Source organism: Herbiconiux sp. L3-i23 (assembly GCF_023734115.1).
Lineage (GTDB): Bacteria > Actinomycetota > Actinomycetes > Actinomycetales > Microbacteriaceae > Naasia.
The window spans coordinates 63,499-85,018 of the sequence record NZ_AP025737.1 but is presented as its reverse complement, the minus strand read 5'-3'; the positions used below and the strand labels follow the sequence as shown (position 1 = coordinate 85,018).

At 70.7% G+C, this 21,520-nt stretch carries 19 protein-coding genes; 3 read left to right on the top strand and 16 right to left on the bottom strand.

The window, feature by feature from the left end; translation table 11 throughout:
- Nucleotides 1-47 precede the first annotated feature (47 nt).
- The 6 genes from NGH83_RS00420 to ddaH are packed head-to-tail and all read right to left on the bottom strand — an operon-like array spanning nt 48 to nt 6,576.
- Nucleotides 48-905, bottom strand: a complete 858-nt coding sequence (locus NGH83_RS00420) for an alpha/beta hydrolase (RefSeq protein WP_251857131.1) — start codon at nt 903-905, stop codon at nt 48-50.
- Nucleotides 906-938: 33 nt separating this feature from the next.
- A complete protein-coding gene (locus NGH83_RS00415) occupies nt 939-1,784 on the bottom strand; it encodes a transglutaminase family protein (protein WP_251857130.1) in 846 nt (281 codons plus the stop codon).
- The gene (locus NGH83_RS00410) at nt 1,781-2,713 is read right to left on the bottom strand and encodes an alpha-E domain-containing protein (RefSeq protein WP_251857129.1); all 933 of its coding nucleotides are present in this window, start codon (nt 2,711-2,713) and stop codon (nt 1,781-1,783) included. Before NGH83_RS00410 ends, NGH83_RS00415 begins: the two co-directional genes overlap by 4 nt.
- Complete coding sequence (locus tag NGH83_RS00405; RefSeq protein ID WP_251857128.1) at nt 2,713-4,449, bottom strand: circularly permuted type 2 ATP-grasp protein; 1,737 nt, start codon at nt 4,447-4,449, stop codon at nt 2,713-2,715. The genes NGH83_RS00410 and NGH83_RS00405 overlap by 1 nt, the downstream gene beginning before the upstream one ends.
- A 52-nt stretch (nt 4,450-4,501) precedes the next feature.
- Nucleotides 4,502-5,719 carry an ornithine--oxo-acid transaminase gene (gene rocD, locus NGH83_RS00400; protein WP_305881789.1) on the bottom strand — a complete coding sequence of 406 codons (1,218 nt, stop codon included), beginning with the start codon at nt 5,717-5,719 and terminating at the stop codon, nt 4,502-4,504.
- Nucleotides 5,716-6,576 carry a dimethylargininase gene (gene ddaH / locus NGH83_RS00395; protein WP_251857126.1) on the bottom strand — a complete coding sequence of 287 codons (861 nt, stop codon included), beginning with the start codon at nt 6,574-6,576 and terminating at the stop codon, nt 5,716-5,718. The genes rocD and ddaH overlap by 4 nt, the downstream gene beginning before the upstream one ends.
- Before the next feature lie 120 nt (nt 6,577-6,696).
- Between ddaH and NGH83_RS00390 the strand changes: the two genes are divergently transcribed.
- Nucleotides 6,697-7,131 carry an Lrp/AsnC family transcriptional regulator gene (locus tag NGH83_RS00390; protein WP_251857125.1) on the top strand — a complete coding sequence of 145 codons (435 nt, stop codon included), beginning with the start codon at nt 6,697-6,699 and terminating at the stop codon, nt 7,129-7,131.
- A 6-nt stretch (nt 7,132-7,137) separates the two neighbouring features.
- Here the strand turns inward: NGH83_RS00390 and NGH83_RS00385 are convergent, their stop codons facing one another.
- Nucleotides 7,138-10,587, bottom strand: coding sequence for a bifunctional proline dehydrogenase/L-glutamate gamma-semialdehyde dehydrogenase (locus NGH83_RS00385; protein WP_251857124.1), 3,450 nt, complete (start codon nt 10,585-10,587; stop codon nt 7,138-7,140).
- 170 nt (nt 10,588-10,757) lie between these two features.
- Between NGH83_RS00385 and NGH83_RS00380 the strand changes: the two genes are divergently transcribed.
- On the top strand, nt 10,758-12,131 hold the full coding sequence (locus tag NGH83_RS00380; RefSeq protein ID WP_251857123.1) for an FAD-binding oxidoreductase: 1,374 nt from the start codon (nt 10,758-10,760) through the stop codon (nt 12,129-12,131).
- 36 nt (nt 12,132-12,167) lie between these two features.
- Here the strand turns inward: NGH83_RS00380 and NGH83_RS00375 are convergent, their stop codons facing one another.
- Nucleotides 12,168-13,211 carry a DNA-3-methyladenine glycosylase gene (locus tag NGH83_RS00375; RefSeq protein WP_251857122.1) on the bottom strand — a complete coding sequence of 348 codons (1,044 nt, stop codon included), beginning with the start codon at nt 13,209-13,211 and terminating at the stop codon, nt 12,168-12,170.
- A gap of 113 nt (nt 13,212-13,324) precedes the next feature.
- On the opposite strand from NGH83_RS00375, the gene NGH83_RS00370 reads away from it, so the two are divergent.
- Complete coding sequence (locus NGH83_RS00370; protein ID WP_251857121.1) at nt 13,325-14,341, top strand: acryloyl-CoA reductase; 1,017 nt, start codon at nt 13,325-13,327, stop codon at nt 14,339-14,341.
- Nucleotides 14,342-14,354: 13 nt separating this feature from the next.
- Here the strand turns inward: NGH83_RS00370 and NGH83_RS00365 are convergent, their stop codons facing one another.
- From NGH83_RS00365 to hemQ, 8 genes are all read right to left on the bottom strand, one after another.
- Nucleotides 14,355-14,924, bottom strand: a complete 570-nt coding sequence (locus tag NGH83_RS00365) for a dihydrofolate reductase family protein (protein ID WP_251857120.1) — start codon at nt 14,922-14,924, stop codon at nt 14,355-14,357.
- Nucleotides 14,925-15,064: 140 nt separating this feature from the next.
- Complete coding sequence (locus NGH83_RS00360; RefSeq protein ID WP_251857119.1) at nt 15,065-15,640, bottom strand: hypothetical protein; 576 nt, start codon at nt 15,638-15,640, stop codon at nt 15,065-15,067.
- Between the two features lie 9 nt (nt 15,641-15,649).
- The gene (gene hemL / locus NGH83_RS00355; protein WP_251857118.1) at nt 15,650-16,975 is read right to left on the bottom strand and encodes a glutamate-1-semialdehyde 2,1-aminomutase; all 1,326 of its coding nucleotides are present in this window, start codon (nt 16,973-16,975) and stop codon (nt 15,650-15,652) included.
- A complete protein-coding gene (hemB, locus tag NGH83_RS00350) occupies nt 16,972-17,946 on the bottom strand; it encodes a porphobilinogen synthase (RefSeq protein WP_251857117.1) in 975 nt (324 codons plus the stop codon). Before hemB ends, hemL begins: the two co-directional genes overlap by 4 nt.
- Nucleotides 17,943-18,725, bottom strand: a complete 783-nt coding sequence (locus tag NGH83_RS00345) for a uroporphyrinogen-III synthase (RefSeq protein ID WP_251857116.1) — start codon at nt 18,723-18,725, stop codon at nt 17,943-17,945. Before NGH83_RS00345 ends, hemB begins: the two co-directional genes overlap by 4 nt.
- A complete protein-coding gene (gene hemC / locus NGH83_RS00340; protein ID WP_251857115.1) occupies nt 18,722-19,693 on the bottom strand; it encodes a hydroxymethylbilane synthase in 972 nt (323 codons plus the stop codon). Before hemC ends, NGH83_RS00345 begins: the two co-directional genes overlap by 4 nt.
- Nucleotides 19,690-20,853 (bottom strand): ferrochelatase, encoded by a 1,164-nt coding sequence (locus NGH83_RS00335; RefSeq protein ID WP_251857114.1) that lies wholly within the window; start codon nt 20,851-20,853, stop codon nt 19,690-19,692. The genes hemC and NGH83_RS00335 overlap by 4 nt, the downstream gene beginning before the upstream one ends.
- A complete protein-coding gene (gene hemQ / locus NGH83_RS00330; protein WP_371872704.1) occupies nt 20,850-21,509 on the bottom strand; it encodes a hydrogen peroxide-dependent heme synthase in 660 nt (219 codons plus the stop codon). Before hemQ ends, NGH83_RS00335 begins: the two co-directional genes overlap by 4 nt.
- Nucleotides 21,510-21,520 lie beyond the last annotated feature (11 nt).

Sequence of the window (21,520 nt, the reverse complement as noted above, 5' to 3'; positions counted from 1 at the left end):
TCGAGATCCGCCGTGCGCCGAGCGCACTCACACCAACTTACGCCCGCTCACCGCGACGACGCCGCGCTCGTCACGCGGGCGTCGGTCCAGGCGACCAGGTCGGCGATGACCTCGTCCTTGTTCAGCTCGTTGAAGACCTCGTGTCGGGCATCGGGGTACACCCGCGCTTCGACGTCGCGCAGGCCGCTTCGCTGTCGGTAGGCGCGAGCGAGACGCTGCGCACTCGCTGCGCCGCCCAGCGAATCGTCGTCGCCGACCATGATCAGCACCGGCAGGTCGGCGGGCAGCCCGCGGGCGGGGCGTCCGAACAGCCGCAACGCGTCGGCGAGGCCGAACAGCTTCAGGATGTCCGCCGAGAAGTTCAGCGGATCGGAGTAGAACGAGCCGGAGATCTCCGGGTCGCGCGACAACCACTCCGCGCCGGTGGTGCCCAGGTGCGCGTGACGCTTGTTGAGGTCACCGCCGTTCATCGATCCGAACGCGCGATAGGCGGTACCCGTCAGCACCACCGCGTCGTACAGGGTAGGGCGCCGGTTGACGATGATCTGCGCCATCAGCGACCCCCACGAGTGGCCGATCATGATGAGGGGCAGTCCCGGATGCGCGGCGCGGGTGAGCTCGGACAGCTGCACGACCGCGTCGATGGTGGCGCGAAGGCCGCCGGGCCCGAGGCGTCCGAGTTTGGAGCGGTCTCCGCCGTGCTGCCGCATCCCCGTCGCGCCGTGGCCGCGATGATCGTCGGCGACCACCGAGTACCCGGCGGCGACCAGCGAGTCGACGAGGTGCGCGTAGCGCCCAACGTGCTCGCCGACGCCGTGCGCGATCTGCACCACGCCCTTCGGCGCAGGCGCCTCCCACTCGTAATAGACGATGGCGACGCCGTGCGCGTCGACGAATTCAGGCATGCCTCATCCTGCACCCGCCACGGGGCGCGGCCGTCAGGATTCGCGGGTGATCTCGACCCGCACGAACAGATCCGAACGGAACGGCCCCGCGTAGACGCCGCGTAGCGGGGCGACATCCTTGTAGTCGCGCCCTCGACCCACCAGCACATGACGATCGCCGATCGGGATCAGGTTGGTCGGATCCCACGCGTGCCAGTCGCCGCAGAACCACTCGATCCACGCGTGCGACTCGCCCGTCACCGTCTCGCCGACCTCCGCGTCGGGCTTCGGGTGCAGGTAGCCCGACACGTAGCGGGCGGGAATGCCGAGGCTGCGAAGAGCGCCGAGCGCCACATGAGTGATGTCCTGGCAGACGCCCTTGCGCTCGGCCCAGGCCTCCCTCGCCGTCGAGTGCACGCCGGTGACGCCCTGCATGTACTCCATCGACTCGCCGACCGCCCGGGCGATCGCTTCCGCCGCCTCGCACGGGCCGCTCGTCTCCGCCGCGATGCGTCGCGCGAGTTCGACGACGTCGTCCGGCGGCTGCGTCAGCGTGGTCTGTCGGGTCTGCTCGATGTACTGCACCTGCGATGCGGCGAGTTCGGGCAGCTCCTCCCATGAGATGCCGGTCGCGGAATGTTCGCGCTCGCGCACCTCGACGAGACTCGTCGCCGTGAGGGACAGGTCGCGGTGAGGGGTGAGGATCTCGAACGAGCTGACCCTCGTTCCCCAGTAGTCGACGTACCCGTGCTGCGACGACAGTGGAGAGATCTCCAGCTGCGAGTGCAGCACGAACTGACCGTCGGAGTTCGCCGGGAGCATCCGCGCCTCGTTGTACGACGCGGTGACCTCGCCCTCGTAGGAGAAGCCGGTCTGGTGCCGGATCCGCAGACGCTTCATGTTGCGCTCTCCCCTGTCCAGATCGGGTCGGCATGGGTTGGGAAGTAGCGCTGCCGAATCGCTTCGGACGCCGATGACGTCGCCGTCTGCACCGCGTCCATGTAGCCCGGCAGGTCCTCGAGGATCTCGGCGATGGGCCGGTACTCCAGCAGGCTGCGGATCTGGCCGAGCTCGCGCTGGGCCTGATCCGAGACGCCCACCCGCTCGCTGCGCGGTTCGAGCTGCCGCAGGCACTCTTCCGCTCGCGCCACCGAGAACAGCACGGAGCGCGGGAAGAGTCGGTCGAGCAGGAGGAACTCGGCCGCGTTCCGCGCGGACGGGACTCCACGGTAGGTGCGCAGGTACGCCTCGTAGGCGCCGCAGGAGCGCAGGATCGTCGTCCAACTCGGGCCGCTCGCCTCGGTCAGCGACCGGGTGGCCAGCAGGCGCGCGGTCATGTCCGCGCGTTCGATGCTGCGACCGAGTGTGAAGAACTGCCAGGTCTCGTCACGGCTCGTCTGCGACTCGATGATCCCCACGGCGAGCGCCGCGCGTTCGCGGATCCAGCCGAAGAACTCGTGCACCTTCTCGCTCGATACCCGGCGCGGCATACGAGCCCTCGTCGTGTTGAGGCACTCCCACAGCTCGGAGGAGACGATCTCGCGAGCCCGCCGCGCGTTCTCCCGCGCCGCTCCCAGTGAGTAGGCGATCGAGGCCGGGTGGGTGCGGTCGACGGCGAGGATCGCGAGCACGTCCTGGCGGGTGAGCGCCCTGTCGTCGGCGGCGGAGCTGCCCATCACCGACATCAGCGAACGGCAGGCGACGTCCTCCTCGATCCATGGATCCTCGAGAAGGAGCTGCAGGTGCACGTCGAGGATGCGGGCGGTGCCGTCACCACGTTCGATGTAGCGGCCGATCCAGAAGAGGCTCTCGGCGATGCGGCTGAGCATCAGCTCTCCTCCCCTGTGGTTGTCTGGTCTGAGAACGCACGTTCCGGGCTTGTAGGCACGCCGGAACGTGCGTCTGTGCCCGCAATATCGGATTTGGCGGACTGTTGTTGCTGTTGTTGCTGTTCGCCGCGGTCCCGAGGGCGGTCGAGGGGCGAGTGGTCGGGGGCGTGCTCGCGGATGATCGGGATCGAACTCGTCGGAGCGGCCTGGCCCGCGACCAGGTTCTGCACGCTCCGGGCGCCGCCGCTGTACAGCGGTGCGTGGCCGACGACCCAGGTGTCCTTGCTGCCGCCGCCCTGGCTCGAGTTCACCACCAGCTGCCCCTCCGGCAGAGCCACGCGCGTGAGACCGCCGGGCAACACCCAGACGTCGCGGCCGTCGTTCACCGCGAACGGGCGCAGATCGGCGTGCCGCGGACGCATGCCGTCCTCGACGAGCGTCGGAATGGTCGACAGCTGGACCACCGGCTGGGCGATCCACCCGCGAGGGTCGGCCTTCAGCCGGGTGCGCAGGTCGTCGAGCTCGCGGGCCGACGCAGCGGGCCCGACGACGAGGCCCTTGCCGCCCGAGCTGTCGACCGGCTTCACGACGAGCTCGTCGAGACGGTCGAGGACCTCCTCGAGTGCTCCCGGGTCCTCGAGCCGCCAGGTGTCGACGTTCGGCAGGATGGCGTCCTCGCCGAGGTAGTAGCGGATGAGGTCGGGCAGGTACGTGTAGACCAGCTTGTCGTCGGCGACGCCGTTGCCCACCGCGTTCGCGATGGTGACGTTGCCGAGGCGCGCGGCGAGCATGAGGCCGGGCGAGCCGAGCATCGAGTCCGCACGGAACTGCAGCGGGTCGAGGAACTCGTCGTCGACCCGACGGTAGATCACATCGACGCGGGTCGGCCCGGCGGTGGTGCGCATCCATACGCGTCCGCCCGAGCAGAACAGGTCGCGCCCTTCGACCAGCTCGACACCCATCAGACGCGCCAGAAGGGTGTGCTCGAAATAGGCCGAGTTGAACACGCCCGGTGTGAGCACGACCACCGTCGGGTCGTCGACCCCGGCCGGGGCGCTCGCCCGGAGCGCCTGGAGCAGTCGGTGGGGGTAGTCGCCGACCGGACGCACCCGCATGGAGACGAACAGTTCGGGCAGGGTCTGCGCCATCACACGGCGGTTCGAGATGACGTAGCTGACACCGCTCGGCACGCGGACGTTGTCCTCGAGCACCCGCCACTCGCCGGCTTCGTCACGGATGAGGTCGATGCCGGAGACCTGGATGCGCACCCCGTTCGGCGGCACCACGCCTGCCGCCTCGCGGTGGTAGTTCGACGAGGAGCTGATCAGCGAGGCGGGGATCACTCCGTCGAGCACAGCGCGCTGAGGTCCGTACACATCGGCGAGGAACGCCTCGAGCGCGAGGACCCGCTGCTTGATGCCCGCCTCGACCCGCGTCCATTCCGCCTGGTCGATCACCCGCGGCACCGCGTCGAGGGGGAACGGCCGCTCCTCGCCGGCGAAGTCGAAGGTGACGCCCTGCGCGAGGTAGCTCGACGCCAGCGCATCGGTGCGCCCGCGCAGCTCCTCCTGCGTCATCCGCGACAGCGCCGAGTGGATCTCGCGGTACGGCGACCGGGCCGCGGCGGTGAGATGCGACGAGGTGGTGTCGGGGAACATCTCGTCCCACGCGGGACGGCGGGGCGGAACCTTCTGCGGAGCGGATCGGGTCGCATATCCGTCGAAGAGGTCTCCCATGGAGCGACTCTAGCCAGGGCGTGTTGCGGCGGTGTTTCGCCTCAGAACCCTCTCAGCGGCCGTCGTGGGACGCCGAGGGCACGGAGTTCCGGCGGGCGGCGAGGACCTGATCGAAGCGGTCGAGCGCCCACTCGAGGTCGTCCTGCCCGATGACGAGGGGCGGCGCGAACCGCAGCGTCTGCCCGTGGGTGTCCTTCACGAGCACGCCGCGAGCCAGCATGTCCTCGGCGACCTCCCGGCCGGTGCCGAGCGCCGGATCGATGTCGGCCCCCGCCCACAGTCCGCGACTGCGGACGGCGGTGACGCCGCGCCCGACGAGGCTGCGCAGACGGTCGCCGAGCAGCTCGCCGAGGTGACGTGCCCGGTCCTGGTACTCGCCGGTCTCGAGCAGCCGGACGACGGCGAGCCCGACCGAGGCGGCGAGCGGGTTGCCGCCGAAGGTCGACCCGTGCTCCCCAGGCCGGAGCACTCCGAGCACCGCCTCGTCGGCGACGACGGCCGAGACGGGCACGATGCCGCCGCCGAGCGCCTTGCCGAGCAGGTAGACGTCGGGGACGACTCCGGCGTTGTCGCACTCGAACGTCGCTCCTGTGCGGCCCAGACCGGACTGGATCTCGTCGGCGATGAACAGCACGTCGTTGCGAGTGCACGTCTCGCGCACGGCACGGAGGTAGCCCTCGGGCGGGATCACGACGCCCGCTTCTCCCTGGATCGGTTCGATGAGCACCGCGACAGTGTTCTCGCCGATAGCCGATCGGAGGGCGTCGATGTCGCCGTAGGGCACGGTGCGGAACCCGGGCGCGAACGGTCCGAAGTCGTCGCGGGCCTGCGGGTCGTCGCTGAAGCCGACGATGGTGGTCGTACGGCCGTGGAAGTTGCCCGCGGCGACGATGATCTCGGCGCGGTCGGGGGCGACGCCCTTCATCCGGTACCCCCACGCCCGGGCGACCTTGATGCCCGATTCGACCGCCTCGGCGCCGGTGTTCATCGGGAGCATCATCTGTTTGCCGGCCAGTGACGTCAGCGCCTCGGCGAAGGGCAGTAGACGGTCGTTGTCGAAGGCCCGGCTGGTGAGGGTGATGCGCTGCAGCTGCTCCTGCGCGGCCGCGATGAGCGCGGGGTGCCCGTGACCGAAGTTCACCGCGGAGTAGGCGGCGAGGAAGTCGAGGTAACGGCGACCATCGCCGTCGGTCACCCAGGCTCCGGATCCGTCGGCGATCGTAACGGGAAGCGGCGAGTAGTTGCGCGCCAGCGGGCTCGAACCGGTCACCGGCGCAGTTCCAGCGTGCAGCACTTGACTCCCCCTCCGCCCTTGAGCAGCTCGGACAGGTCGACGCCGATCGGGTTGTAGCCGCGGGCGCGCAGTTGCGCCTCGAAGCCGGTGGCTCGCGAGGCGATGACGACGTTGTAGCCGTCGCTGATCGAGTTGAGCCCGAGCCAGACGGCGTCCTCGTCGGAGACCAGGATCGCGTCGGGATAGCGCTCTTCGAGGATGCGTCTGCTCGCGTCGCTGAAGGCGCCGGGCAGGTAGGCGATGTTCGCCTCACCGGAGGCCGGTGTCACGGGATCGAGCACCGCGATCGCGGTGTCGAGATGATAGAACCGCGGATCGACCAATTCGAGAGCGACGACCTCGCGTCCGAAGACCTGGGCCACCTCGTCGTGCGAGCGGGTGCTGCTGCGGAAGCCGTGGCCGGCGAGGATCACGTCACCGACGAGCAGGAAGTCGCCCTCGCCCTCGTTGATCTCGGTCGCGTCGGCGACCTCGAAGCCGTTGTCCGCGAACCAGGACGCGTAGAGCGGGCCTTCGTCGGCGCGTTCGGCATGCGCGAAGCGTGCCGAGTAGGCGACCCCGCCGAGGGTGAAGCCGCCGTTGGCCGCGTAGACCATGTCGGGGAGTCCGGCCGCGGGCTCGATCAGTTCGACCTGGTGGCCGAGCGACAGGAACACCTGTCGCAGGCTCCGCCACTGCTCGAGCGCGAGGGCGGTGTCGGTCGGCTCGCTCGGATGCATCCAGGGGTTGATCCGGTAGTCGACGGTGAAGTGGCTCGGCTCGCACATCAAGTAGGTGCGGCGCAGCGGCCGTCGATGCGGCGTTGCGAGCGCCGCGCTCTCGGTGATCGTCATCGGCCCTCCTCAGGCGTCCCTTGACATCATGCAGAACGCATCGCGCGCCATTGCGTCGCGAAGCGCACGTATGCTGCGCAGAATCGTACGAAAGGCAACGAACGCGCGTACGCTCAGCGCGTGGACAACATCGACCACCGCATCCTCGACCTCCTCCGGCTCAACGCGCGCTCCGCGTACGGCGACATCGGCGCCGTCGTCGGCCTCTCGCCATCCGCCGTCAAACGCCGCGTCGACCGGCTCGTGGCGACGGGGGTGATCCGCTCGTTCACCATCCAGGTCGACCCCGAGGTCGAGGGGCAGAGCACCGAGGCCTACGTCGAGCTGTTCTGTCGCGGCACCGTGGCGCCCGCCGAGCTGAAGCGCATTCTGCAGGCGGTGCCCGAGGTCATCGACGCCGGAACGGTCACGGGCAGCGCCGACGCGATCGTGCGGATGCGCAGCCGCGACATTCCGAGCCTCGAACTTGCCCTCGAACGGGTGCGGGTGGCGCCGAACGTCGACCACACGCGCAGCGCGATCGTGCTGTCGAAGCTGGTCTCACGCGGCACCTGAGCAGAGTCAGACGAGCCCGTCCGTCAGGTGGTCGGGGTTGCCGAAGCGGTGAGCCGTCATCGAGATCGCCTGCTCGAGGAGGAACGGCAGCGTCTCGATTCGTCCGGACGCCGTCACCTCGCCGGAATAGACCACGGCGTCGGGGTCGTCGCGGAGCGCGTCGTGCACCAGCACGGGGTCGCCGCCCACGAGGCGGATCCGCTCGCCCGCGAAATCCCCTGCGCGGAGGCGGTCGAGGAACGCCTGATCCGCCTCCACCGTCACGGAGACGCCTCGCCGCTCGAGCAGGCCGGACAGCGTCTCGGACAACGCCCGATCAGTCGACACCGTCATGCCCGCCCGCACACGCGTGCCGGCCGCGAGGAGTCGGATCAGCTCCGAGGCGCTTCCGTCGGACGCCAGCCGCAGGACGACTCGGGCGGGGCGGTAGCGGAAGACGTTGCGTTCGACGCCGAGGTGGGCGAGTTCACGGGCGACCCCGAACTCCTCGTTCCACGCCTTCTCGTCGCTGCGCGCGGCGGCGCGGACGAACTCGAAGCCCTCGTAAGGAAGATCGCCCGTCGCCGCGTCGATGAGGGCGGCGACCCGCTCGCCGATGCCGCTGAGCGCGATGTCCTTGCCCGGCTGCACGGGATCGGACTCCCAATCGAGCAGCCGGAGCAGCGCGTTGGGTCCTCCCGCCTTGCCTCCACCTCCGACGGACGAGCGCTTCCACCCACCGAACGGCTGCCGGGCGACGATGGCGCCGGTGATACCGCGGTTCAGGTAGAGGTTGCCGGCCTCGACCGACTCGAGCCACTCGGCGATCTCGGCGGCGTCGAGCGAGTGCAGGCCTGCCGTCAGGCCGTACGGCACGGCGTTCTGCAGTTCGATGGCCTGCTCGAGGGTCGCGGCGCGCATGATCCCCAGCACCGGACCGAAATACTCGGTGCGGTGGAACTCGGAGTCGGCGGCGACCCGGTCGCGGATGCCGGGACTCCAGATCCTGCCCTCGGCGTCGAGCCTGCGCGGCTCGAGCAGCCACGACTCGCCCTGCGACAGGGTGGTGAGGGCGTGCAGCAACTTGCCGGAGGCGGGGTTCACGAGCGGGCCCATCTGCGTGGTCGCGACCTCCGGGACACCGACGCGCAGCGACGCGGCAGCGTCGACGAGCTGGTCGAGGAACCGACGGGATCGCCCCACCGAGCCGACGAGGATGACGAGGCTCGCGGCCGAGCACTTCTGCCCCGCGTGACCGAAAGCCGATCGGACGGCGTCGGCGGCGGCGAGATCGAGATCCGCGCTCGGGGTCACGACGATGGCGTTCTTGCCGCTCGTCTCGGCGAAGAGTCGCAGGCTGGGTCGCCACGAGTGGAAGAGCGCCGCCGTGTCCCACGAGCCGGTGAGCAGCACCTGATCGACGCGGGGATGCTCGATGAGCTGGCGCCCCAGTTCCTGCTCGTCGAGGTCGACGAATGCCAGCAGGTCTCGGGGTACTCCGGCACTCCAGAGCGCGTCGGCCACGACAGCCCCCGTGCGTCGCGCCTCCGGAGCGGGCTTGAACAGCACCCCGCTTCCGGCGGCGAGCGCCGCGAGGACACCGCCCGCGGGGATCGAGATCGGGAAGTTCCACGGCGGGATGACCGCCGTGACGCGGACGGGCCGGGCCTGGGCGCCGTCGATGCCCTCGAGGCCGCGGGCGAGTTCGGCGTAGTAGCGGGCGAAGTCGATCGCCTCGCTGACCTCGGGGTCGCCCTCGGCGATGGTCTTGCCCGTCTCGGTCATGGCGACCTCGATGAGGTCCGCGCGGGCGCGGGCGAGCGCGTCGGCCGCGCGATCGAGTACCGCGGCGCGTTCGCGTGCGGGCCGCTCCGCCCATTCGTCGGCCGCGTCGGCCAGGCGATCGACGACGGCGTCGAGATCGTCGGAGTCGGCGAGCCGCGCGGCGCGCAGGGTCTCGAGTCCCAGCTCGCTGGAGAGCGCCCTGCGGCGGATGCCCCCGCCCCATTCGCGGTTGCCCGCGGTCGACGGGTCGGTGTCCGGTTCGTTCTCGAACCCTGCAGCGCTGTCGCGCCGCGGATCTGCGCGACGGTCCTGCACCCGATTGGTGCTGACGACGTCGGCGGCGGCGAGCTCGAGGGCGTCGACGAACCGGAGACGCTCGCGTTCGAACGCCTCCGGCGAGTCGCCGAGCTCGAATGCCACGGACATGAAGTTCTCGTCGCTCGCGTTCTCTTCGAGCCGGCGCACGAGGTACGCGATCGCGACATCGAACTCGGCGGGGTCGACGACCGGGGTGTAGAGCAGCACGTGGCCGACCTCGCGCCGCACCGCGGATGCGCCTCCGGCCGCCATGCCGAGCAGCATCTCGATGTCGACGTCGCCGGTCACGCCCCGGCGGCCGGCCAGCGCCCACGCCCACGCGAGGTCGAAGAGGTTGTGACCGGCGATGCCGATCCGCACCGCCGCGGTGCGTTCGGGTGCAAGCGCCCAGTCGAGCATGCGCAGGTAGGCCGCGTCGGTCTCGACCTTCGACGGCCAGGTCGCGAGCGGCCAACCGTGGATGGCCGCGTCCACCCGCTCCATCGCCAGATTGGCGCCCTTCACGACGCGGACCTTGACGGGGGCGCCACCGCGCGCCACCCGAGCGGCAGCCCACTCCTGCACCCGCCGCAGGGCCGGGAACGCGTCCGGCAGGTAGGCCTGCAGCACCACACCCGCCTCCAGCCGCTCGAGGCCCGGGGTCTCGAGCAGTCGGGTGAACACGGCGAGGGTGAGGTCGAGGTCGCGGTACTCCTCCATGTCGAGGTTGATGAACTTGGGGTTCGGCGACGACGCGGCGAAGCGGTAGAGCGGCAGCAGTCGCTCGACCACCCGCGCGACCTCGTCGTCGAACGCCCACATCGAGAGTCCTGGCGCGACGGAGGACACCTTGATGGAGACGTAGTCGACGTCGTCGCGCTCGAGCAGACGCTTGGTGCCCTCGAACCGATGCTCCGATTCGCCCTCGCCGAGCACCGCCTCGCCCAACAGGTTGAGGTTCAGGCGGACGCCGTCGGTGCGCAGTGCGGCGATGCCCGCGCCGAGCCGCTCGGGGCGCGCGTCGACCAGCAGATGGGACACCATGCCGCGCAGCACTCGACGAGCGATCGGGACGACCACCCACGGCAGCACCGGCGCGACGAGCGACCCCACCTTGACGGCGGCGCGCAGCCATGCCGGCAGGAATCCGGGGACGCGGTCTCCGAGTCGATAGAAGTTCCGGCCGGCGACCCGCACGTCTTCGGGACGCACCACTCCGTCCACGAAGCCCAACGTGAAGTCGAGTCCGTCGGGGTCCTTCAAGACACCCGCGAGCCGTTCGGCGGCGGGATCCAGCGGTTCGCCGCCGATCTCGCCGAGCCAACGGCGGACCGTCGCGACGGCTTCTTCGGCGAGCTCGTCCGGAACGCGTCCGGCCTCGGCGGCTTCCCTCATGCGGTGAAGCCTAGGTCCTCGGATCGGCGGCGCGGCCGTCCCACGACACCCCGACGCACGTCCCAGTCAGCGAATACTCGGCAAGTTCCATCCGAAGCGCCTAGGAGGATGCCGCGACACTGCCCCATGCGCATGCCCGCGCGCATCATTGACGGATTATGGTCATCGATATGGGCCGGCCCATCACCCTCGACGAACTCGCCGAGCTGCGCGCCGGCGTCTCGGGGGTCGTACTGGCCCGCGGCGACTCGGGCCTCGCCGAAGAGGCGGCCTGCTTCAACACGGCCATCGTGCACGACCCCGATGTCGTCGTCGGCGCGCGGACCGCCGACGACATGCTCGCCGCCGTCACCTTCGCCTCGCAGCACCGGCTCCCCGTCTTCGTGCAAGCCACGGGTCACGGCGCCTTCGCACCGATCACCGACGGCGTCCTCATCACCACGCGGCGGATGTCGGGCGTGAGCGTCGACGGTGCACGCAGGATCGCGACGATCGGTGCCGGAGCCCGATGGGGCGCCGTGGTCGAACGCGCCGCTCGGCAAGGGCTGACCCCGATCACCGGATCGTCGACCAACGTCGGCGCGGTCGGCTACACGCTGGGCGGCGGTCTCGGCCCGCTCGCCCGTACCTATGGTTTCACCGCGGACTGGGTGCGCGGCTTCTCGGTCGTCACCGCAGACGGACGGCTCGTCCGGGCCACGGCCGACGAGCATCCCGACCTCTTCTGGGCGCTGCGCGGCGGCAAGGGCGGGCTCGGGATCGTGGTCGACATGGACCTCGAACTGATCCCGCTGACCCATGTCTACGGCGGCGGCCTGTTCTTCGACACCGATCACATCGAGGACGCGCTGCGCGCGTGGGTGGAATGGGTGCACGAGGTGCCCGACACGGTCACCTCGTCCGTCGCACTGTTGCGCTTCCCCCCGATCGACGAAGTGCCCGAGAACCTCCGCGGCCGCTTCGCCCTGCATCTGCGCTTCGCGTTCGTCGGCGACTCGGCGGAGGGTGAGCGCATCCTGCAGCCCATGCGCGCCGCGGCTCCCGCGTTCCTCGACCTCATCGGCGACATGCCGACCACCGAGATCGGCTCGATCCACGACGATCCCGATCAGGCCGGCCCCGCCTGGGATCGCGGCATGCAGCTCGCCGACATCGACGACGACTTCGTCACCGCACTGCTCTCCCGCGCCGGAGCGGGCAAGGACGTGCCCTTCATCGCCATCGAGATCCGGCACATCGGGGCGGGTGCCACTCGCAGCGCGGCGCTCGACAGCGCCGTCGGCGGCGGCGCGGCACCCTTCACCCTCGTGATGATCGGGGTGCCGCTACCCGAGCTGTTCGACACGGTACTGCCGCAGAGCTCCGACTACATCGTGTCGGGCATCCTGCCGTGGATCGCCGAGGAGACGAACATCAATTTCCTCGGTCACGTCGCCTCGACGCAGCAGTTCGCGAGCGCCTGGCCCGCCGATGCCTTCAGCCGCCTCAACGAGACCCGCTCCGCCTGGGATCCGGACCGCATCTTCGTCTACGGCCCGAGCTGACCCCGTGGCCACCGCGTCAGTACGCGTCTGTGCGCGTCAGTGCGACCGGTGGTCCTGCACCGTCATCCGCGGCCCGAAGCGCGGTTTGCGGAAGCCGCTCGCGTAGATCAGCCGCACCACCCGCTGCCGGTGGCCCTTCCACGGTTCGAGCAGTTCGAGCATGCGGTCGTCGTCGGCGCGCTCGCCCGTCAGCGCGAAGCCGACGACGTCGTGCACGTGGTAGTCGCCGACGCTGACCGCGTCGCCGTCCCCGTGCGAGCGCTGCGCCGTCTCGGCCGCCGTCCATACGCCGACTCCCGGCACGGAGCGCATCCGCCGCTCGACATCGGGACCTCCCGGACTGTCGAGGGTCCGCTCGAGGCCGGCGGCGACCTGCGCGGCACGAATGCAGGATCGGGACCGACTGGGGTCGACGCCCGCGCGATGCCACTTCCAGGAGGGGATGCGGATCCAGGTGGCGGCGTCGGGCACGACGCGCAGACCGACGGGAACAGGTCCGGGAGCGGGAGTACCGAACTCGTTGACCAGCACGCGCCACGAGTGACGCGCCTCGAGGCTGGTGATGCGCTGCTCGATGATCGCCGGGATCATCATCTCGAGCACGAGACCGACGCGAGGCAGACGGAGCCCCGGAGTGCGGCGCATCGTCTCGGCGAGCATGGGTACCGCGCTGACGTCGAGGTCTGACCAGTCGTCGCCACCACCGAGGAGCTCGGGCACCCGGCCGACCACCCACTCGGCACCGTCGCCCCAGGCGCTGACGTGGATCTCGCCGCTCAGCCGCTGGGCGAAGTGCGCGGTGGCGGCCCCGTTCGGCGTGCGGAACGTGCGCCAGATCCCGCGGGGGCCGCTCGTCCCATCGAGATCCCACCGCATGGTGGGGTCGCCGGTGCCGCGACGGAGGGGCGCGAGGACGATCGCCAGGTCGACCGGGTGCGGCGGTTGCCAGACCGTCTCGACGCATCGGATCGGGGCACGATCGGACTCGGACGCGGCGCCGGGGGCGACCCGGCCGCCACCGGCGGCGCGCATCGGCGCGGTGCGTGGACGGCCGCGCACGTACGTCCCCCCAGCCACCATCCGCACATCGTAAGCGACCGCTCGGACACCTCGGACTCGTGTCGCGCGACGGGAGACGCGTAGCGTTGAGCGGGTGCGGCGATGATGCTGTGCTGACGAGGAGGAACCGGACCGTGAGCGGTAAGCATCCATCGACGGGATATCGGGCGATCATCGTGGACAGGCCGCTGCCCGACGCGAAACCGGAGGCGATTCTGCGCACGCGCGAACCCGCCGATCCACCGGAAGGGTTCGTCGACACGGATGTGCTCTTCACGTCGATCAACTACAAGGACGCGATCGCACTCACCGGCGGTGCGGGCATCCTGCGCGAGTATCCGCTGACGCCCGGGATCGATGTCGTCGGCCGGGTGCGGGAGGCCTCGCACGGCTTCCGTGAGGGCGAGATCGTCGTCGTCAACGGGGCGGGGTTGGGCGAGCGCACCGACGGCGGACTCGCCGCCCGCGCCGCGGTGCCGGCCGCTGCCACGCTGTCACTGCCCGACGGCGTCCCCGCCCGGGCGGCGGCCGCGATCGGAACGGCGGGCTTCACCGCCGCCCTGTCGGTGCGCTCCCTCGTCGAGCACGGAGTGACTCCCGACTCCGGCGACATCGTCGTGACCGGGGCGGCCGGTGGAGTGGGATCGTTCGCGATCGCCCTCCTCGCCGCGCGCGGCTACCGCGTCGTCGCGGTCACCGGCCGCGCGGACAGCCTCGGCGACGCGCTCGTCGCGCTCGGCGCGGCGGAGGTCGTCGACCGTTCGGCGATCGGCTCCGAGGTGGGCAAGCCGCTTCAGGCGAGCCGCTGGGCGGGCGCGATCGACTCGGTCGGCGGGCCGACGCTCGTGAACGTCCTCGCCCAGACCCGGTACGACGGGGTCGTCGCCGCCTGCGGGATGGCAGGAGGCACCGATCTCCCCGGCACGGTCATGCCGTTCATCCTGCGCGGCGTCACCCTCGCGGGTATCAACTCGGTCGATGCGCCACGGGAGCGGCGGGAAGCGGCGTGGAACGATCTCGCGACCCTGCATGCCGACGCGATCGACCGGATCGCGCCGCGCACCGAACCGCTCGACCGGGCGGCCGCCGTCGCCCGGGAGGTCCTCGCGGGGAAGGTCGCGGGCAGGGTCGTCATCGACGTCCGCACCTGACCTCACGGGATCGTCAGCCGACGGGGCGGGCCGGCCGGTACCGCTGAACCACGACGCCTGACGCGAGCTCCCGCCGGTCCACCGGTTCGAGCGGGATCTGCTCGTGCAGCCCGCCGAGCAGGGACGGTCCGCGTCCGGCGATCACCGGATGCACGACGAACTCGTATTCGTCGATGAGTCCCCACTCCGCCAGTGCGACCGGAAGGGTCACCCCGCCCACCCAGATCGCTTCGCCCGGCTCCCGTTTGAGCGCATCGACGGCGCTCCGCACGTCCCCGCGAATCAGCTCGGCGTTCCAGTCGACCGCGGGCAGCGTGCTCGAGAACACGTATTTCTTCGCCGTGTCGATGGCCTCGGCGAACGGCAGCTGCCAGTCGCTCATCCACGCGGGCCATGCTCCCTCGGCGGGCTTCCGCCACGCGGATTCCATCATCCGGTAGGTCACGCGGCCGAAGAGGAGAGCGTCGGCGCGGTCCATCTGCTCGGCCCAGTACCTCATCGATTCCGCATCCGGCGGCAGCCCCACCTCGTGGGAGACGGAACCGTCGAGCGTGACGTTGATCGAGTAGCGGAGTGGTCGCACGGAGAGTCCTCGCTGCCTGCCGGAGATGTGAACGACGTTCACATTAGCGCGGAGGCGCGGCCTGCACGCGAACCCTCTCGCTATGCGCAATCCGAGATACTCGGGTCGTCGATCGCCGGGGACCCTACCGCAAGCGGCCTTCAGCCGACCACGATGAGGTAGGCGTCCTCGGACTCCACCCATTCCGCAGCCGCCGCGACAGTTGCATCTCGGTCCTTGGTCCCGCTGATTCCCGTCACCGCCACATCACCGGCGTCGCTCGAGACTTCCCAGTTCCAGTAGTCGGACCTGTCGGGGTAGACGATCACGACCGAGCGACTGAGCAACGCCGCATATCGGTCGGCGAGAGCGCGGAGCTTCTTCCGCCCGTCGAAGGACTCGAACTCATCGATCGAACTGACCTCGGCCACCGCCGGCAGCGCCTCCGCCACGATCTGGTCCGTGACCGGTTGCGGTAGTGGCTCGCCCGGGGTCACCGTCGCGGCAGTACCGTCCGCCAGCGCCACCTCCCGCGGCGCGTTCCGGGCGAGGACCTGCTTCTCGAACTCGGACAGCTGTCCGTCGCCATCCCGATCGCCCTCGAGCGGCACGGCGGAGGGGGTCGCCGACTCGGCGGAGGACGAGGGGCTACCGCCGGGCCCGCAGCCGGCGAGCACCCCGACCAGCAGTAGCGCGCCGGCGGCGACTGCTCCGCGGCGAGCGCCCCTCGCACGCATCCGCTCGAACTACGCGACGGGGGCGACGGCGGCGGCTGCGGCGCGGGCAGCGGCGGGCAGCGCTGCTTCGATCCGTCCGATCGCATCGTCGTCGTGGGAGGCGGAGAGGAACCAGGCCTCGAACACCGACGGCGGCAGCGAGACGCCCTGATCGAGCATCGAGTGGAAGAACGGCGGATACCGCCACGACTCCTGCGCGCGCACGGCGTCGTAATCGGTGGCGGCCTCGTCGGCGAAGACGATGCTGAAGAGGCTGCCCGCGTTCTGGACGACGTGGGCGACGCCCTCGGCGGCCAACGCTCGCGACGCCGCCTGCGCGACCCGCTGGGCAGCGGAATCGACCCGTCGATACACGTCGGCATCGGCGAGACGCAGCGTCGTGAGCCCGGCGGCCACCGCGACCGGATTCCCCGAGAGGGTGCCGGCCTGATAGACGGGGCCGAGCGGGGCGAGCAGGTCGAGTACGTCGGCTCGACCGGCGATCGCGGCGAGGGGCATCCCGCCGCCGATGACCTTGCCGTAGGTGACGATGTCGGGCTGATACGCCAGCGCCCCGGCGTTCTCGTACCCCCACCATCCGGCGGGTCCCACACGGAAACCGGTGAGGACTTCATCGACGATGAGCAGGGCGCCATGCTCGTGCGCGATGCGGGAGAGCGCCGCGTTGAAGCCGGGCGTCGGCGGCACGACCCCCATGTTGGCCGACGCGGCTTCCACGATCACCGCGGCGATCCGCCCGGCGTGCGCGGCGAAGGCCGCCTCGACGGCGTCGAGGTCGTTGTACGGGATCACCAGCGTGTGCGCGGCGACGTCCGCCGGGACACCGGCCGACCCCGGGATCGCGAGAGTCGCAAGGCCCGAGCCGGCCTCGGCGAGCAGCCCGTCGGAATGCCCGTGGTAGTGCCCGGCGAACTTGATGATCACGTCGCGCCCGGTGTAGCCGCGGGCGAGGCGGATCGCCGTCATGGTCGCCTCGGTGCCGGTGGAGACGAGCCGGATGCGCTCGAGCGGTCGGGCGCCGTCGGCCGAGACGCGGTCGCGTACGAGCTCGGCGAGCTCGACCTCGGCGAGGGTCGGAGCACCGAACGACAAGCCTCGAGATGCGGCGGTCTGCACCGCGTCGACGACCTCGGGATGCGCGTGGCCGAGGATCATCGGCCCCCACGAGCAGACCAGGTCGACGTACTCCGTGCCGTCGGTGTCGTAGACGAACGGGCCGCGTGCGCTCGCGATGAAGACGGGGTCGCCGCCGACCGAGCGGAAGGCACGGACCGGTGAATTGACCCCGCCGGGGATGGACTGCTTCGCGCGGGCGAAGAGGGCGCCGTCGGTCATCGCTCGTCCAACCAGCGGGCGACCTCGACGGCCCAGTAGGTGAGGGCGACATCGCCGCCGGCGCGGAAGATCGCGGTCAGCGACTCGAGGATCGCCGGTCGACGGGTGATCCATCCGTGGGCCGCCGCGGCTTCGAGCATCGCGTACTCGCCCGACACCTGGTAGGCCCACACGGGGATCTCGCTCGCCGCCGCGACCTCGGCGAGGACGTCGAGGTAGTGGCTCGCGGGCTTCACCATGACGACGTCGGCGCCCTCGTCGATGTCGAGCAGCGCCTCGCGCAGACCCTCGCGCCCGTTACCGGGGTCGAGCTGGTAGCTGCGGCGGTCGCCCTTCAGCGACGAATCGACCGCTTCGCGGAACGGGCCGTAGAACGCCGACGCGTACTTCGCGGCGTATCCGAGCACCGCGACTCCGCTGTGACCGGCGTCGTCGAGCGCGGCGCGGACGACCGCGACCTGGCCGTCCATCATGCCGCTGAGTCCGAGCAGCTGCGAGCCGCTCTCTGCCTGGGCGATGGCCATGTCGGCGTACCGCTCGAGGGTGGCGTCGTTGTCGACGCTCCCGTCGGCGGCGAGAACACCGCAATGGCCGTGGTCGGTGAATTCGTCGAGGCAGAGGTCGGTCTGCACGACGAGCGCATCGCCGACCTCTTCGGCCACCACACGGGTGGCGACGTTGAGGATGCCGTCGGGGTCGGTGGCTCCGGAGCCCACCGCGTCCTTCTCCTCGGGGATGCCGAACAGCATCACGCCCCCGATGCCCGCTTCCGCGGCCTCGGTGACGGCGCGGCGCACCGAGTCGAGCGAGTGCTGGACCACTCCCGGCATCGAGGTGATCGCGACGGGCTCGTCGATGCCTTCGCGCACGAACATCGGCAGCACGAGACGCGACCGGTGCAGTCGCGTCTCGGCGGTCAGCGCCCTCATCGCGGGAGTGCTGCGCAGACGGCGGGGTCTGATGGGGATCATCGGTCTTCTTCCGCGCCCGATCGGACCACGCCGACGAGGGCTTCGATGAGTGATTCGGCGCTGCGCTCCTCCGCGACGAGGTCGACCCGCAGACCCACGTTGCGCGCGTCCGCCGCGGTGCGCGGACCGATGCAGGCGACCAGGGTGCCCTCGGGGATCTCGCCGAACTGCTCGTGGATCTGAGTCGCCACGCTTCCGGAGGTGACGAGGATCGCCCGGAACGCTCCGGCCGCGATGTCGTGGATCACCGCGGGATCGACCGGAACGCCCACCGTGCGGTAGGCGATGACCGACTCGACGTCGTGCCCCGCAGCCCGCAGGCCGTCGGTGAGCACGGGCTTCGCGATATCGGAGCGCAGCGCCAGGATTCGCTGCGGAACTGAGGCACCGGTCGCCTCATCCCATTCGGCCAGCAGACCGGCGGCCGAATTGTCGCGGCTCGGCACGAAGTCGACCCGGTAGCCGGCGGCGACGAGCGCTGCCGCCGTGGTCTCGCCGACCGCCGCGATACGGGTCGAGTCGGGCACGACCACCCGGTGCGACGACAGCACGTCGACCGTGGTGGCACTGGTCACCGACATCCAGTCGAAGCGCCCGGCCTTCAGCTCGTCGAGTGCGTGCACCAGCGACTCGGAATCGGCGGTGCTGGCGAAGTTGATCATCGGAGCGACCACCGGGGTCGCGCCGCGCAGGCGGAGGTCTGCGGCGACGCCGTGACCCCATGGTCCGCCGCGCGGGACGAGGACACGCCACCCGGTCAGTGGTCCGCGGCGGGTCATGCGGCACCGACCGGGGCGAGGTCGGCGGCGCCGTCATCGAGGAGCGCCGTGACGGTCTCGCGGGCGAGCGCGGCTGCCGCGTCCTGAAGGGTGGAGAGGTCGTCGGAGTCGAAGGGAGCGGTGGCACGGTGCTCGACGTTGGCCTCGCCCGAGGGTGCGTACACGACGGCGTGCAGGGCCAACTCGCCGTCGATGATGCGCGCAGAGACGCCGATCGGCGCGGTGCAGCCCGCGTCGAGCCCGCGGAGGACATCGCGCTCGGCGGCGATGCAGTGCTCGGAGGTCGCGTCGGAGAGTCCGCGCAGCGCGCGTCCGACCGGTCCCGGCTCGGGGAACGGCGGGCGAAGGTGCGCCGCATCGGCCTCGCGCACCTCGATCGCGAGCGCCCCCTGACCGGCGGCCGTCGGCCACGCGTCGAGGTCGAGGTACTCGGTGACCTCGTCGGCGCGGCCGAGACGTTCGAGTCCGGCGAGAGAGAGCACCACCGCGTCGAGGTCGCCGGTCTTCGCGCGGAGCAGACGGGTGTCGACGTTCCCGCGCAGGTCGACGATCTCGAGGTCCGGACGGCGTCGGCGAAGCTGAGCGATCCGGCGGGGGGATCCCGTGCCGACCCGCGCGCCGGCGGGCAGCGTGTCGAGGGTCGCGCCGTCGCGCGCGCAGAGCACGTCCCGCGCGTCGGCGCGCTCCGGAACCGCCGCCACGACGAGCCCCTCAGCGGGGACGGTGGGCAGATCCTTCAGCGAATGCACGAGCACATCGCACCGTCCGGCCAGCAGCGCCTCGCGGAGGGCGCCCGCGAACACGCCGCGTCCTCCGATCACGGACAGCGACGACGAGTCGATGTCGCCCTCGCTCGAGATCGGGACGAGGACGACCTCCTCGTCGGCGGCCTCGGCCAGCCGGTCGGCGATGTGACCTGCCTGGGCGAGCGCGAGCGCGCTCCCCCGGGTTCCGACCCGAATGGTCACGGCGCCAACCCGGCGACGGCTGGTTTGAAGCCGAGCCTCACGTTCTCGCAGCACCCCGGCCGGCACACGTCGTACCACGGCCCGAGCGAGGTGACGGCGGGCCGCTCGGCGGCCGGGATCCCGTCCCGGCGTTCGAGAACCAGGTCGACGAGGCCCGAGACGTAGGCGGCGTGGGTGCCCGGCGTGGGGACTCGGACGGCGATCATGCCGTGCTCACCGGCGGTCTCGACCGCTTCGGTGTCGAGGTCCCACTTGACCTCCATGTGGTCGCTGACGAACCCGATCGGAACGATGACGACGGCGCGGACGCCGTCCTTCGCGAGCTCCTCGATGCGGTCGTTGATGTCGGGTTCGAGCCAGGGCTGGCTCGGCGGCCCGCTGCGCGACTGGTAGACGAGCTCCCACGGGACACCGCGTCCGGACTCCGCGGCGACGACCTCGGCGACCGCGAGGTGCTGGGCCGCGTACGCGCCGCCCTCGCCGAAGCCGCGGAAGTCCGGTCCGGACTTGGCGGCATCGGTGCTCGGGATGGAATGGGTCGCGAAGAGCAGACGCACTTCGGTCGCCAGATCGATGCCCGGCACCGCGCGCTGCACCTCGTCGAGACCGTCGCGCACTCCGTCGATGAACGGCTGCACGAATCCCGGGTGGTCGAAGAACTGCCGCACCTTGTCGATCTGCAGCGTGCCGTCGAGCCCGGTCGCGTCGAGCGCCATCGCGAAGTCCTCGCGGTACTGGCGGCAGCTCGAGTAGGAGCTGTACGCGCTGGTCGCGATGGCGATGAGCTTGCGATGACCCGCACCGGCGGCGTCGCGGAGAGCGTCGGCGAGGTAGGGGTCCCAGTTGCGGTTGCCCCAGATGACGGGCAGGTCGATGCCGCGCCGCTCCAGCTCCGCCTCGAGCGCCGCCTTCAGTTCGCGGTTCTGATCGTTGATCGGGCTCACGCCGCCGAACGCGCGGTAGTGGTGGGCCACCTCCTCGAGGCGCTCATCGGGGATGCCGCGGCCACGGGTCACGTTGCGCAGGAACGGGATGACATCATCCTGCCCCTCGGGCCCGCCGAAGCTCGCAAGGAGGATGGCGTCGTAGGCGGTGGGCTCCGAGACGTGCTCGGGCCCGTTCTCCGCGGCGGGGGTGGCCGCAGGGACGACTCCGGTCACGACAGCACCTCGGCGATCTCGGCGACGGCGATGCGTCGTCCGGTGAAGAAGGGGATCTCCTCGCGCACGTGCAGACGCGCGTCGGTGGCGCGCAGCTCCCGCATCATGTCGACGAGGTCGGTGAGAGAGTCCGATTCCATCGGCAGGATCCACTCGTAGTCGCCGAGCGCGAACGCGGCGACGGTGTTCGCGACGACCGACTTGTACGCGGCGCCCTTGCGGCCGTGCTCGATCAGCATGCGCTTGCGGTCGTCCTCGGGGAGCACGTACCAGTCGTACGAGCGGTTGAAGGGGTAGACGGTGAGCCACTCCCGAGCGTGCTCGCCGCGGAGGAAGCCGGGCACGTGCGAACGGTTGAACTCCGCGTCGCGGTGCACGCCCATGGCACTCCAGCTCACGCCGTGGGCGGCGAGCATCGGCGAGCGCCGGAGTTCGCGGATAGCGGCCTGCAGCGCGGCCGGGTCTTCTCCGTGGAGCCAGACCATGATGTCCGCGTCGGCCCGAAGGCCGGAGACGTCGTAGAAGCCCCGGGTCACGACGCCGCGCTCGGCGAGAGAAGCGATGAGCGTCTCGAGAGCGGGTGCGTCGTCCGGGGTGGATGGGGTAGACGGGTCACGATGGAACACCGTCCACACGGCGAAGCCTGTGGACGTCATGACCTCCATTA

Bases quoted from the DNA above. Each gene is read 5' to 3' on its own strand.
- NGH83_RS00345 (WP_251857116.1), bottom strand. From the start codon at position 18,725: ATGACCCGCCGCGGACCACTGACCGGGTGGCGTGTCCTCGTCCCGCGC.
- hemL (WP_251857118.1), bottom strand. From the start codon at position 16,975: ATGACCGACGGCGCCCTCTTCGCCCGCGCGAAGCAGTCCATCCCCGGC.
- ddaH (WP_251857126.1), bottom strand. From the start codon at position 6,576: ATGACGATCACCGAGAGCGCGGCGCTCGCAACGCCGCATCGACGGCCG.
- NGH83_RS00385 (WP_251857124.1), bottom strand. From the start codon at position 10,587: ATGAGGGAAGCCGCCGAGGCCGGACGCGTTCCGGACGAGCTCGCCGAA.
- NGH83_RS00375 (WP_251857122.1), bottom strand. From the start codon at position 13,211: ATGGTGGCTGGGGGGACGTACGTGCGCGGCCGTCCACGCACCGCGCCG.
- NGH83_RS00415 (WP_251857130.1), bottom strand. From the start codon at position 1,784: ATGAAGCGTCTGCGGATCCGGCACCAGACCGGCTTCTCCTACGAGGGC.
- NGH83_RS00405 (WP_251857128.1), bottom strand. From the start codon at position 4,449: ATGGGAGACCTCTTCGACGGATATGCGACCCGATCCGCTCCGCAGAAG.
- NGH83_RS00380 (WP_251857123.1), top strand. From the start codon at position 10,758: ATGGGCCGGCCCATCACCCTCGACGAACTCGCCGAGCTGCGCGCCGGC.
- NGH83_RS00410 (WP_251857129.1), bottom strand. From the start codon at position 2,713: ATGCTCAGCCGCATCGCCGAGAGCCTCTTCTGGATCGGCCGCTACATC.
- NGH83_RS00360 (WP_251857119.1), bottom strand. From the start codon at position 15,640: ATGCGTGCGAGGGGCGCTCGCCGCGGAGCAGTCGCCGCCGGCGCGCTA.
- hemQ (WP_371872704.1), bottom strand. From the start codon at position 21,509: ATGACGTCCACAGGCTTCGCCGTGTGGACGGTGTTCCATCGTGACCCG.
- NGH83_RS00420 (WP_251857131.1), bottom strand. From the start codon at position 905: ATGCCTGAATTCGTCGACGCGCACGGCGTCGCCATCGTCTATTACGAG.
- hemB (WP_251857117.1), bottom strand. From the start codon at position 17,946: ATGATCCCCATCAGACCCCGCCGTCTGCGCAGCACTCCCGCGATGAGG.